This is a genomic window from Serinicoccus chungangensis, assembly GCF_006337125.1.
Taxonomy (GTDB): Bacteria; Actinomycetota; Actinomycetes; order Actinomycetales; family Dermatophilaceae; genus Ornithinicoccus; species Ornithinicoccus chungangensis.
Genome location: NZ_CP040887.1, coordinates 3,426,911 through 3,439,346, shown reverse-complemented (window position 1 = coordinate 3,439,346; position 12,436 = coordinate 3,426,911). Strand labels below are relative to the sequence as shown.

Annotated in this window: 10 protein-coding genes and 1 pseudogene; 2 read left to right on the top strand and 9 right to left on the bottom strand. The window is 76.6% G+C overall.

Annotated elements, in window-relative coordinates:
• The first annotated feature begins 46 nt into the window (after nucleotides 1-46).
• Nucleotides 47-1,114: an inositol-3-phosphate synthase gene (locus FHD63_RS15755; protein WP_139722875.1), complete on the top strand. Its 1,068-nt coding sequence runs from the start codon at nucleotides 47-49 to the stop codon at nucleotides 1,112-1,114.
• 32 nt (nucleotides 1,115-1,146) lie between these two features.
• The gene (locus tag FHD63_RS15750; protein ID WP_139722874.1) at nucleotides 1,147-3,255 is read left to right on the top strand and encodes a glycosyltransferase; all 2,109 of its coding nucleotides are present in this window, start codon (nucleotides 1,147-1,149) and stop codon (nucleotides 3,253-3,255) included.
• A gap of 109 nt (nucleotides 3,256-3,364) precedes the next feature.
• Here FHD63_RS15750 and FHD63_RS17080 read toward each other — a convergent pair.
• The 9 genes and pseudogenes from FHD63_RS17080 to FHD63_RS15705 all read right to left on the bottom strand — a co-directional run.
• A pseudogene (locus tag FHD63_RS17080) lies at nucleotides 3,365-3,634 on the bottom strand (helix-turn-helix domain-containing protein); the annotation flags it as partial.
• Nucleotides 3,635-3,887: 253 nt separating this feature from the next.
• On the bottom strand, nucleotides 3,888-6,056 hold the full coding sequence (locus tag FHD63_RS16790; RefSeq protein ID WP_139722873.1) for an ATP-binding protein: 2,169 nt from the start codon (nucleotides 6,054-6,056) through the stop codon (nucleotides 3,888-3,890).
• A gap of 9 nt (nucleotides 6,057-6,065) precedes the next feature.
• Nucleotides 6,066-6,245: a P-loop NTPase family protein gene (locus FHD63_RS15735; protein WP_139722872.1), complete on the bottom strand. Its 180-nt coding sequence runs from the start codon at nucleotides 6,243-6,245 to the stop codon at nucleotides 6,066-6,068.
• A 71-nt stretch (nucleotides 6,246-6,316) separates the two neighbouring features.
• The gene (locus FHD63_RS15730; RefSeq protein WP_139722871.1) at nucleotides 6,317-6,499 is read right to left on the bottom strand and encodes a hypothetical protein; all 183 of its coding nucleotides are present in this window, start codon (nucleotides 6,497-6,499) and stop codon (nucleotides 6,317-6,319) included.
• A gap of 191 nt (nucleotides 6,500-6,690) precedes the next feature.
• Nucleotides 6,691-7,935 carry a glycosyltransferase family protein gene (locus FHD63_RS15725; RefSeq protein ID WP_174964954.1) on the bottom strand — a complete coding sequence of 415 codons (1,245 nt, stop codon included), beginning with the start codon at nucleotides 7,933-7,935 and terminating at the stop codon, nucleotides 6,691-6,693.
• A 6-nt stretch (nucleotides 7,936-7,941) separates the two neighbouring features.
• Nucleotides 7,942-8,430: a hypothetical protein gene (locus FHD63_RS15720; protein ID WP_139722870.1), complete on the bottom strand. Its 489-nt coding sequence runs from the start codon at nucleotides 8,428-8,430 to the stop codon at nucleotides 7,942-7,944.
• Nucleotides 8,411-10,720 carry a hypothetical protein gene (locus FHD63_RS15715; RefSeq protein WP_139722869.1) on the bottom strand — a complete coding sequence of 770 codons (2,310 nt, stop codon included), beginning with the start codon at nucleotides 10,718-10,720 and terminating at the stop codon, nucleotides 8,411-8,413. Before FHD63_RS15715 ends, FHD63_RS15720 begins: the two co-directional genes overlap by 20 nt.
• The gene (gene wecB, locus FHD63_RS15710; RefSeq protein ID WP_139722868.1) at nucleotides 10,721-11,824 is read right to left on the bottom strand and encodes a non-hydrolyzing UDP-N-acetylglucosamine 2-epimerase; all 1,104 of its coding nucleotides are present in this window, start codon (nucleotides 11,822-11,824) and stop codon (nucleotides 10,721-10,723) included.
• On the bottom strand, nucleotides 11,821-12,399 hold the full coding sequence (locus tag FHD63_RS15705) for a hypothetical protein (protein WP_139722867.1): 579 nt from the start codon (nucleotides 12,397-12,399) through the stop codon (nucleotides 11,821-11,823). Before FHD63_RS15705 ends, wecB begins: the two co-directional genes overlap by 4 nt.
• Between the last annotated feature and the right edge of the window lie 37 nt (nucleotides 12,400-12,436).

Sequence of the window (12,436 nt, the reverse complement as noted above, 5' to 3'; positions counted from 1 at the left end):
GGGGCGGCCCGGTGGGCCGCCCGTGGTATGTCGGCAAGGAGCATGGATGTCATCGGTCAGGGTCGCGATCGTCGGTGTGGGCAACTGCGCCAGCTCGCTCGTGCAAGGTGTGGAGTACTACCGGGACGCCGACCCCTCGGCGTCGGTCCCGGGGCTGATGCACGTGACGTTCGGCGACTACCACGTCGGCGACCTGCAGTTCGTGGCCGCCTTCGACGTCGACTCCGCCAAGGTCGGTCAGGACCTCGCCAAGGCCATCCAGGCCGGCGAGAACAACACCATCTCCATCGCGCAGGTGCCGGACACCGGGGTGACCGTCCAGCGTGGCCCCACCCTCGACGGCCTCGGCAAGTACTACGCCCTCACCGTGGAGGAGTCGCCGGTCGAGCCGGTCGACGTCGTGCAGGTGCTGCGCGACGCGCAGGTGGACGTCCTCGTGTCCTACCTCCCGGTGGGCAGCGAGGAGGCGGACAAGTTCTACGCGCAGTGCGCCCTCGACGCGGGGGTGGCCTTCGTCAACGCGCTGCCCGTCTTCATCGCCAGCGACCCCGAGTGGGCTGCGAAGTTCGAGGCGGCCGGCGTGCCGATCGTCGGCGACGACATCAAGAGCCAGGTCGGGGCCACCATCACCCACCGGGTGCTGGCGCGGTTGTTCGAGGAGCGCGGGGTGGCGCTGGACCGCACCTACCAGCTCAACGTCGGCGGCAACATGGACTTCAAGAACATGCTCGAGCGCGAGCGCCTGGAGAGCAAGAAGGTCTCCAAGACCCAGGCCGTCACGTCCAACATGGCGCGCACCATGGCCGACCGGGACGTGCACATCGGGCCGTCGGACTACGTGCAGTGGCTGGACGACCGCAAGTGGGCCTACGTCCGCCTCGAGGGTCGGGCGTTCGGCGACGTCCCGCTGAACCTGGAGTACAAGCTCGAGGTGTGGGACAGCCCCAACTCGGCCGGCATCATCATCGACGCCATCCGGGCCGCCAAGATCGCCCAGGACCGTGGCCAGGGCGGGCCGGTCGTCGGGGCCAGCGCCTACCTCATGAAGAGCCCGCCCGTCCAGATGCCGGACGACCAGGGTCGCGCCGAGGTCGAGGCCTTCATCCGCGGCTGACCCCCGGGGTCGGGCTCGCGTAGGGTCGGGGCGTGCCCGACCGCCCTCACGACGCCGCCGGGGCCACCGCCTCCGGGCAGGGCCGCCGGCGCGTCGCCGCCGTCGCCCTGGACGCCGGCGACCTCGACGCCGCGGCGGACCGGCTGCGCACGCTGACCGACCAGGGTCACCAGGTGGTCCTGCTGTGGTGCCGGGGCGAGCCGGGCCGCGAGCTGCGCTCCTTCCGGGCACGGGTTCCGGTCCGGGCCCGCCGGGCCCGCACCCCCCGTCAGCTGGCCGCGCGTCTGCGCCGGCCCGCCCCCGCCGCGTGGTTCTGCGAGCGCGGTCCCCTCGCCCGTGCCCTGCGCGCCGACCCCAGGGCACGGCGCACGCTGGGTGGCGTGGACGCCGTCGTGCCCGTCGGCCCGGAGGCGCGTCGGCTCTTCGACCGGGCCGGCGCCGCTCCTGTCCCGCTCCTGCGGCTGGAGGAGCTCGACGACGGGTCCGGTGAGGCGGCGGTGTGGGGCACCCTGCGGCGACGGTCCCGTGCCGGCGGGGGCCGCCTCGACGCCGACCTGGCCCGCGAGGTGCTCACGCAGCTCCCGCCGGACGGGACCCGCATACCTCCCCGACGTCAGGCCCTCCTCGTGCCCCTGGTGGTGGCGCTGCACGGCACCGGGGAGTATGCCCTCGCCGCGCGGCTCGCGGGGCGGCTCGACGCCGACCTCACCCGTGGCCCGGAGGCGGCGGTGCACCGCGCCCTGCGCGCGCTCGTGGAGCTCTCCCGCACCGGGGAGGCGCCTGCCGACCTGGACGACACCGTCCGGGGGGTGCTCGCCCGGGCCGACGCCGCCCTGGCCGACCTCCCCGCCGCCGCCGACGTGCCCGAGGAGGCGGTCCGCGCCACGACCCTGGCCCTGCAGCTGCTCTTCCACCGCGAGCTGCACGCGGACGGGCTCGACTCGCCCCTCGTCACCGACCCGGAGACGTTCCTCGCCGGCTGGCGGGCCTCCCGGGTGGGACAGCTGCTGGCCGCGCCGGTGCGACGGCTGCCGCCCCACCCGCGGGTCGCCCGCCCGGCGGGGGGCGACGCCGGTGCGCCGCGGGTCGTCGTCGCGCCCGGGTCCTACCCGCAGTTCGCGACACCGGTGGTGGAGGAGCTGGGCCGTCGGGCGGACGTCCGGGTCACCGACCTGCGGGTCAAGGACCAGCTGCGCGGGCTCGGCACCCGCGGCGAGCTCGTCGGGGCGCGGCTGCGGCAGGCGGTCGGGCAGACCTGGGTGCCCGACTACGAGCTGCTGGAGCAGCTGGAGGCCGCCGACGCGCTCTTCGTCGACTGGGCCGACCGGGGCTCGGTCGCCGCGGTGATGAGCGTCCCCGCAGGGGTGCGGGTCACGCTGCGCATCCACAGCATGGACGCGTTGTCCCCCTGGATCCACCTCCTCGACTGGTCCCGCGTGGACGTGCTGGTCCTGGTGAGCGAGCACCTGCGGAGGGTCGTCGAGGCGCTCCTGGGCGACCGGCTGGCCGGCACGCAGGTGCGGGTGGTGGGCAACGTGCTCGACCCCGCCCGCATCCCGACCGGGAAGACGGAGGGGCACCTCAGGACCCTGCTCATGGTCGGCTGGGCCCAGCGGGTCAAGGACCCGGTCTGGGCGCTGGAGGTGCTCGCGCTGCTGCGCCGGGAGGACCCGGCCTGGCGTCTCGTCCTCGTCGGCGTCGACTTCGCGGAGAGCACGGTGGCCTCGCAGCAGGAGTACGCCCGGACCTTCCGCCGGCGGCTGGCCGACGACGACGTCCGGGGTGCGGTGTCCTTCGTCGGCTGGACCCGCGACCTCGCGCCGCACCTGGCCGGGGCCGGGTTCGTCCTCTCGACCAGCCGCCGGGAGTCCTTCGGGCTGGCCCTCGTCGAGGGGGCCTCGTCGGGTGCCGTGCCGGTCGTGCGGGACTGGCCGATCTTCGCCCCCCTCGACGGCGCCCGCAGCCTCTTCCCGGACGACTGGGTGGTCGGGTCGGTCGAGGAGGCGGCGGCCCGCGTCGCCGCGCTGGCGGAGGAACCCGCGTGGTCGGAGGCCTCGGCGCAGGCCCGCGCCGCGGTGCAGGAGCGCTTCGCCGCGACGAGGACCCGCGCGGAGCTGGCCGGCCTGATCCTGGGGGAGTGAGCCGACGGGGAGGCGGGGCGGCCAGGTCAGGTCCTCGCCCGGCGCCCGTCGAGCCGGTCCTCAGCCCAGCAACCCCCGCTCCCGGGCGACCGCGGCCCGCCGCGGTCCGGCTGCTGACGCCCAGCTTGGCCAGGATGTTGGACACGTGGACGCTCACGGTCTTGGTCGCGATGAACAGCTGTCGGCCGATCTCGCCGTTGCTGCGCCCGGCGGCGACGAGCGCCAGCACCTCGCGCTCGCGGGGCGTGAGCTCGGTCTCGACCCGTCCCCGCGGGCCCTGCCCGCCGTCGGCCGTTGGCGCCGTGCGTCCGTCGAGCGCGCCGATCTCGGCCAGCAGGGGGAGAGCGCCCAGCCGCTCGGCCTCCAGGCGCGCCTCCACCAGCAGCTCGCGGGCCCGCGGCGCACGCTCCGGCCCTGCGTGCGCCAGGACGGAGGCCAGCCGGGTGGCCGACCGGGCGCGCTCGAAGCGGTGCCCCAGCCGGTCGAAGGCCTCGTACGCCTCCTGCCAGGCCTCGACGAGCTCCTCGAGGGCGGGAGGTGCGTCGTCGGCGCGCCACCGCAGCCGCAGGTGCTCGGCCCGCAGGCGCAGGGTCCAGGCGGCTCCCTCGGGGCCGTCGCTGCGGTCGAGCTCCTCACGCCGGCGGGCCACGGCACGCTCGTCCTCCAGCAGTCGCTCGCCGACGGCGACCAGCTCGGCCCGCTCCTGTCCCACCGCCGTGACCGCCCGCCCGGCCAGGTGCCCCAGCAGCAGGGCCACGAACCTGACCTGCGCCGCGAAGCTCGACACGTGCCACAGCTCCTTGACCGTGGCGACGGCCCGGTCGTAGGCCGCGGCGGCCTGGGACACCTCGCCGATGTCGCCCAGGATGTCGATCGCCGGCCCGGTCGCCAGCACCACGGCCCAGCCGTCGTGCACCGTCGACAGCCGCAGCGCCTCCCAGCGCCCGCGTCGCCGACGGGTCGCCCCGACCCGCGAGGGTGTGCAGCGCCAACGCCCCCAGGAGCGGGGCCAGGGCCGCGGGCGGCGACTCGTCCCGGACGTCGGCCAGCCGGTCCACCTCCGACCAGTCGCCGACCAGGTAGGCGGTGATGCCGGCCAGCAGCCGCGCGTCGAAGCCGAACGGCGCCCAGGGCCGCCCGTGCTGGCGGGTGAGCCCGGCGGCATACCCGCTGGGGCGCAGCCGGTCGATGACCCTGGCCATCTCCTCCACCGCCGCCTCCGGCTCACCCACGAACGACTTGAGCCGTCCGAGGACGGTGGCAGCCTCGGTCTGCAGCCGGTCCAGGCCCAGCTCCCCCGCAAGGTCGTGGGCGGCGGTCGCGGCCCGGGTCGCCACCTCGAAACGCCCCCGGTCGGCCAGTGCCCGTGCGTGCACGGTCAGGGCCCGCACCCGACGGGGGGTGCGCTCCTCCCCCAGCAGGTCCAGCGCTTCCTCGGTGGCGGCGAGGATGCTCACCCCGGCCTCGTCGAGCAGCAACGACGCCTGGGCCAGGGCGACGAGGAGGTCCGCCCGAGCGGTCACCGCCGAGGTGTCGACCACCGCCACCTCCTGGCGCAGCAGCGCGACCGCCCTGGGGGCGTCGCCCGCGGTCACCAGCGCCTCGACCGCCTGCAGCACGACCGTCGTGCGGTCGACCTCGACCCGGTCGGCGACCTCGGGGCGTTCGAGGAGCTCCAGGGCCCCGAGCAGGTGCACCGCCGCCTCGGCGGGGCCGCCGACGCCGAGCGCGTCCTGCCCGGCCTGCACCGACGCCCGGACCGCGGTGACCGGGTCCTGCCCGGCGCGGGCGTGGCGGGCCAGTTCGGCCGCGGTGCCGGGCACCCGCCCCTCGCGCAGCGCGCGGGCGCACGCGGCGTGCACCCTGACCCGTTCGCCGGGCAGCAGGTCGTCGTAGACCGCCTCGCCCAGCAGCGCGTGCCGGAAGACGTAGCCGTCGTCGGGCACCGGCACCAGGATGTGGGCCTCGACGGCTGCCCGCAGCGCCTCGTCGAGCTCGCCGTCGGGGAGCGCGACCGCCTCGGCGAGCAGCGCGTGCGGGGCCCGTCGGCCAACGCAGGCCGCCGCCCGCACCACGGTGCGGGCGGCGTCGGGCAGGCGGTCCAGCCGGACCAGCAGCAGGTCCGCCAGGTCCGTGGGCAGCGCGTCCTGGCCGAGCTCGCGGGCGACGACCAGCTCCTCGGCGAAGAACGCGTTGCCGTCGGCACGTCGCACGATCTCCTCCACCGCCCGCTGGTCGACCAACCCGGGCCGGACCGCGTGGACCAGCGCGCGGACGTCGGCGTCGTGCAGCGGGCCCAGGTGCATCCGGTGCACGGCGGGCATGCGTCCCCACTCGGCCAGCGCGCGGCGGAGGGGATGGCGGCGGTGCAGGTCGTCGGCGCGGTAGGAGACGATCACCGAGACCGGGGACGCGAAGCCCCGGGCGAGGAGGACGGAGAGCAGGTCGCGCGTCGAGCGGTCGGCCCAGTGGACGTCCTCCACGACGAGCAGCAGCGGTCGGTCGGCCCCCAGCACCTCCAGCATCGCGTGCACCGCCTCGACGAGCTCGGCCCGCGCCGCGCCCTCGTCGCGACCCCCGCCGGACGGCGGTGCGGCACCCGGCGTCCCGCCCGTCCCGGCCGCGGGCTGCTGGGCGGTCATGGCCCGGACCGCAGGAAGGAGTCGGGCCAGGCCGGGGTGGTGCGCCACGACCGGGGCGAGGATCTCGCGCGCCTCGTCGTCCACCCGCCCGAGGATCTCGGTGAAGGGCAGCAGCGGGAGAGCGCTGTCGCCGAGGTCCAGGCAGTGCCCGACCAGCACGCGCCAGCCCTACTCTGCCGCCAGGCCTCCGACCTCGCCCAGGAGCCGGGTCTTGCCCACGCAGGCGTCCCCACCGAGCACGACCGCGGCCGGCCTGGGCCGCTCGCCCAGACAGACCGCGGTCCCCAGCTCCGAGAGCTCCGGCTGACGCCCGAGCAGGGGGATGGCGGTGCGTTCCTCCGGTCTCACGTCCCCCATCATCGCGCTCGGCACGGAGAGGTCCAGCCCGCTGCCGGCGGACGGGGACGGGGATCCCCTCGTCACCGGGCGCCGACCACGCCTCCGGTGCACCGGCTCGTCGCGGCACCGAGGGCCGCGGGCCGCGGCCGCGTCGTCGGCCGGCGGTTCCGGCGCAGGCGGGGCAGCAGGGGCTCACCCCAGGCCCGGCGCAGCTGCTCGCGGCGGTAGCTGCCCTCGACCTGCAGGAAGGTGGTGGTGAACATGGGTCGTCCTCTCTCGACAGCCGGACCCGGGAGGGTCCGACACGTCCAGACTCGGCCTCTGAGGTAGGCAGGCACATCAGGCGATCTCCCCGACCTCCACCCGCCGGCTACCTCAGAGGCCCACCGGCCCACCTCAGGCGGTCAGCCGCCGGTGCCCGTCGGGGACGGCCGGACCGGGCGGCCCCGGAGCTCTAGGAGCGGGCGATGTCGGCCAGCACCTGCACGGCGGCCGAGGCGTGGTCCACCGGCGAGCGGTGGTCCAGGGGCTGGTCGTCCAGCACCGATCCGGGCTCGACCATGCCCCACACCGGGGTGCCGCTGCCGCGGTAGTCGCTCCACTTGCTCGGCAGGAAGGGGTTGGTGGCGAGCAGCCCCTGGGTGACGGCATCGCTGACCAGCAGGACGTCCATCCTCCGGCACATGGCCAGGAACTCCAGGTAGCCCAGGAAGGGGCCGGTGCGCACGCAGTCCTCCAGGCCGCGTCGCCGCACCTCCTCCTCGACCTGGTCGGGCCGACCGGCGAAGACGTGCAGGCAGACCTCGTCGCGCCACCGGCGCGGGAGCGCCTCCAGGGCCGCCAGCACGGCACCCATGCCGCGGGTGGCGTAGAAGTTGCCGAAGTAGCCGATGTTGCGCCGGTCCGCGGGCAGCGGGTGCCGGGGCTCGGCCATCGAGTAGAACTCCTCCGGGAGCGTCGGGTGCGGTGACACCCGGCTGCGCCCTCGGACCCGGTCGACCAGCTCGGGGTCGTCCACCCGCTCGAGCATGAGCTCGCGCTGGTGCTCGTTGGTGAAGACGAGGGTGCCGGCCAGGGCGAACGCCAGCTGCTCGGCCCACTCGAAGGAGTTGCCGCTGGTGGGCGGGGCGAAGCCGGCGGACCGCATACCCTCGCGCAGCGCGTCCAGCAGGGCGTCCTCCCGGACGGGGGCGTGCCGCACCGCGCCGGTGACGTCGCGGGAGAGGGGGTCGGAGAACTCGGCCGTCCACTCCACCCCGGGCCGGAGCAGGGCGAGCCGGGCCGCCAGCACGTGGCTCGCGCTGAAGTGCGCCCGGCTGTACATCCGCTGGTAGCCCTCCCCCTCCCGGTCCCACTCCAGCGCCCGCTGCACCCCGCGCCGGGTGAAGCCGGTGATCCCGCGCCAGGAGGAGAAGAGGGTGGGGCTGGGCAGCTGCTGGCGGCGCACCACGAGGTGGTCGGCGATGCGGGCCAGCCCGCGGTCGGTCCGGCGCTCGGCGGACATGCGGTTCTGCAGCACGTCGACCGGCCGGCCCATCTCGCGCACCCGTTTGGCGGCGACGATCGCGGAGGTGTCGACGAACGGGGGGAAGCAGTAGGAGACGACGAGGTCGCGCGCCGACCGTGCGTCCCCCGGGCCGTGCGGCGCCCCGTCGCCCTCGGGGTCGTGGCCGGGGCCCGGAGCGGTCGTGTCAGCCATCGCCGCTCACTCTAGTGCGGGTGGGGTCCGCCCCGGCGGTATGCCCGGCCCGGTGCTCCCCGGGAGCAGAGGGAGGAGACGGTCGCTCCAGGGCAGGGCTACCGGGAGGGTCGGCGGCAGCTCCCGGAGCAGGGGATGCGCCTCCTCCGGGTCGCCGGGACGGGCACCGAGCCACAGGGCCTCGTCCGCGTCGAGCGCCGGGCGCAGGGCCTCGGCCAGCCCGGCCGGCCCCGCGCCGCCGGTCAGGACCAGCCGTTGGTCGACGCCCGCCCGGAAGGCCAGGTCCCCGCCGCGCATCATGGCCAGGGTGCTGTCGGTGTCGGCCGGGTCCCACCACGTCACCGCGCCGGGCCGGGCGGGGGCCCGGCCATCCCCCTCGGCGGACCCGGCCAGCAGCGGCAGGAGCTGCAGGAGGCCTGCCCCGCCACCCAGGCCGAGCACCGGTCGACCGCGGCGGGCGAGCAGCCGGACGTGGTCACCGAGCCGGTGCGCCACGTCGGTGCCCGACGCGGCGGCGGGCCCGGCGAGGTCGGGCAGGGGGTCCGGCTGCCACCGCGCGCCCGGGCCCGGGCCGGTCGTGCGCACCAGCCGGTCGCCACCCACGGCTGCACCCTCGCCGCCCCCGAGCGCCGCGAGCAGCGCCGGGTCGCTCACCAGGGCGGTGCCCTGCGCCGCCAGCCGCAGGTCCCAGCTCGGCAGCGGGTCGGTGAGGGCCCGACCGCCCTCGGGGCCGGCGAGCAGCACGGCCCAGGAGCCGCACAGCACGGCGGCCCGCTCGGTCGCGGCGGCGAGGCCGGGACCGTCGGCGAGCAGGCGGTGCAGCAGCTGCGCCACCGGCGTGGCCCCGTCGAGCCCGCCCGGGACGTCCACCGGCTCGCCCAGCACGAGCACGCAGGCCGAGGTGTCGCCGACGACGGCGCGGGGCAGGTGGGGGTGGGCCCACAGGCTGAGGCCAGGCGTCGGCAGGGGGTGCTCGAGCAGGCCGCCGGGGAGCCGCTGCGCGGACCCGGACGGCAGGACGGCGAAGGCGCGCGGACCGGGGGGGGGACGGGCCGCCGGGACGGGTGGCGCCGCCCGCCCGCCCGCCGGGGCCCGGCCCGCCGTGGGGCCGGGCGGCCGGGCGGCCACCGAGGCGCCGCCGCACGGCCCGGTGCAGCCGCCCCGCCCCCGACCGGAGCGTGCCGCGAGCGGGCTCCGGGGCGTCGGTCGCGGGGGCCGGGCGGGACGAGGTCGCGTCCTGCCGCGCCGGAGGGGGCCGCACGCCGACCTCGGCGAGGAGCCGGTCGAAGAGCACCCGGTCGTGGCGCAGCGGGTAGGGCAGCGACAGCATGGTCTCCAGCAGGACCCGGTCGTTGAACGGCAGCAGGATGCGGTGCCCGAAGTCGCCGTCGACGAACTTCTGCCACCCCCACCGCCCCATCCGCTGCTCCCAGTAGAGGACGTCGTAGTCGTCGAAGCCCTGCAGCGCGCCCGCGTCCATCGGCACCCGATCGAGGTAGTCGCCGTAGAGCTCGTCGGCGAGCGCGTCGTCGACCTCCTCACCGCTGCCGAGGTAGAGCTCGGTGAGCCGGCGCGGGGAGAGGACGTGCTCGGGACGGTGCCGGATGAAGGTGGTGCCGCTCTCCCCGCCGTTGCTCTGCAGCTGCACGAGGTCGTCGGGCAGGTCGGCCCACATGGCGTGCGCCGCGCCGCGCGAGGGCAGCAGAGGGGCGTAGGTGCGGCGGTGGAGGACGTCGAAGGTCCCACCGCCGGAGGGCTGGCGCCACCGGAGCACGCGGTGCGGGACCCCCAGCTGGCGAGCGACGTCACGGGCACCGGTCACGTCCTGGACGGCCGCGTCCCCGCGGACGGCGTCCCGGGGGTTGAGGTAGGTGAAGGCGAACCCCCCGCCGGACCGCAGCGCGGGGGCGGCCACGGCGGCGGTGACGCGGCTGTCGAGCCCTCCGGTCAGGCTGACCGCCGGCCTGCCCAGCCCGGCCAGCAGCGCGGTGTGCGCGGTGAGGCGCTCCCGGAACGCGGCATACACCGCGTCCAGGTCGTCGGTCGCGACCCGGGGCCGGAACGGCCAGAAGCGCCGCTGGTCGACCGCGATCCCGTCGCCGGCGAGGGTCAGCCGCAGCAGCGAGTTGGGGACGAGCGCCTCCACCCCGAGGTATGCCGTGCGCAGCCCGGGCAGGTAGGTGACCCGGCCGGCCCGGCGCCGGCGCAGCAGGTCGAGGATCTCCAGGGCGCGCTCGTCCCGGTCCAGGCCGAGCGCGTCGGCCACGAGCGCCGGCGCGCTCGCGACCGCGGCGCGCCGGGCGGCGCGACCGACGTGCACCGGTTGGCTGGCGTGGGTGTCGGGGACGACGAGGAGCTCCACGCCGGGCTGCGGAGCGGCCGGCGGGCCGTCGACGGCCGCGCCGGCACCCACCGCGGGCGACGTCCGCGCGCCGGCCAGCAGGGTCCAGCGTCCCCCGAGGTCGGCCGCCTCCCGGACCATCGCGTCGGTCCCCGACCGGGACCAGGTCGTGGCGAGCCGGCCCGCGATCGCCGTGGGGTCGGTGAGCCCGGCGGCGACGTCCACCGGGTGTCCCAGGAGGACCACGTCGCGGTCGTCCAGGGGCCCCCGGGCGTGACCGACGACCGTGCGCGGCTGCAGGTGCAGGGTGCTCCCGGGCAGGAGGCCGGGGTGCTGACGCCACCCCCGGCAGTCGGCGGGCGCCTCGCCCTGCGCGTCCCCCACGAGCAGGAGGTAGCCGTGGGGATGAGCCCCGCGCAGCACCGCCGCCTCGTCCACCTCCACTCAGGCCGCCCCCAGCGCACCCGCCAGCACCGTGGCGATGCGGGGCCCGGCGTGGCCGTCCCACAGCGGCGGCACCGGCGTGCTCCCGACCTCGGGCCGCCCGGCCGCGAGCCGGCCCGCGACCTCGCGCGGCAGCTCGGCGTGGGTGGTCAGGGCGTTGGTGCCGTGGGTGATCGTCACCGGTCGCTCGGTGTTGGGCCGCAGGGTGAGGCAGGGCACGCCGAGGACGGTGGTCTCCTCCTGGACGCCCCCGGAGTCGGTCACCACGACGGACGCGCCCTCCACGAGGGAGAGGAACCCGAGGTAGCCGAGCGGGTCGGCCGGCCGGATGCCCGGGTGGTCGAGCAGCCCGACGTCGAGCAGCCGCGGCCGGCTGCGCGGGTGCATCGGCAGGACCACCGGGCACAGGTCGGCCACCTGATGGAGCGCGGCCACCGCCCGCCGGGCGTGCTCCCGGTCGTCCACGTTGCCGGGGCGGTGCAGCGTGGCCACGACGTAGTCGCCGTCGGCGGCCAGCCCGACCTCGCTCCGTGCCCGCCCCTGGTCCAGTCGTCCCCGGTGCCGGAGCAGGGTGTCGATCATGGGGTTGCCCACCAGGTGGACCGTCGCCGGGTCGATCCCCTCCGCGTGCAGGTTGTCGGCCGCGTCGGCGCAGGTCACCAGCAGCAGGTCGCTGAGCCGGTCGGTGACCAGCCGGTTGACCTCCTCGGGCATCGTCCGGTCGGACGAGCGCAGGCCGGCCTCGACGTGCGCGACCGGGAGGTGCAGCTTGGCGGCCACGAGCGCCGCCGCGACCGTGGAGTTGACGTCGCCGTAGACGACCACGAGGGCCGGGTGATGCTCCGTCATCACCCCCTCCAGCCCGACCATGGCCGCCGCGGTCTGCCCCGCGTGGCTGCCGGACCCGATGCCGAGGTCGACGTCCGGCCGGGGCAGCCCCAGCTCGGTGAAGAAGACCTGGCTCATCCGGTCGTCGTAGTGCTGCCCGGTGTGCACGAGCAGCTGCTCGACGTCGTGCGCCCGGAGCGCCTCGATGACCGGTGCCGCCTTCGGGAAGTTGGGACGGGCACCCGTGACGTGCAGCACGAGGGGGCGCCCGGTCACCCTGGGCCCTGCCCCTCGTCCGCCGCGCGCACCTGCAGCTCGCCCGGGAGCCGCTCGCCCAGCACGCGCAGCAGGCGCTCGTCCGCCGGGTCGAGCCCGTGCTCACCGGCCCGGGCGAGGTGCCACACCTGGTAGTGGTCCACGATGCCGGCGACGCGCCGGGCCACGTGGACCTCCCACCCGTCCGGGTCACCGTGGGCCCCCCGGGCGAAGACCTCCTGCGGCACCACCAGCTCCACCGGGACGTCGTGGCGGCGGGCGGCGGCGAAGAGCGGCACGTCGAGCACGAAGAGCGGGCGGAAGGAGAGCAGCTCGGCCTGCAGGGCGCAGACCTGGTCGAGGAGGCGGTGCGCGGCGGCCTCGTCGAGCCCGGTCGCGAGGACCCCGATGACGGGGAGCCGGGAGACGTCGGCGCCGGTGACCGCCCGCCCGGCCCGCATCGGCACGTCCACCTGGCCGGCCCCGTGGCGCGGGGCGAAGACGCGCCACGCCAGGTCGGACAGGGTCGCGCTGCGGCGCACCCGGGGGAGGACCTCCTCCAGGGCGACCCGGTAGCCGGCAGTCGGCGCGTCCACCGGGCGAGCGTCTGCTGGCGGCGCCGCTGCGCCGGGG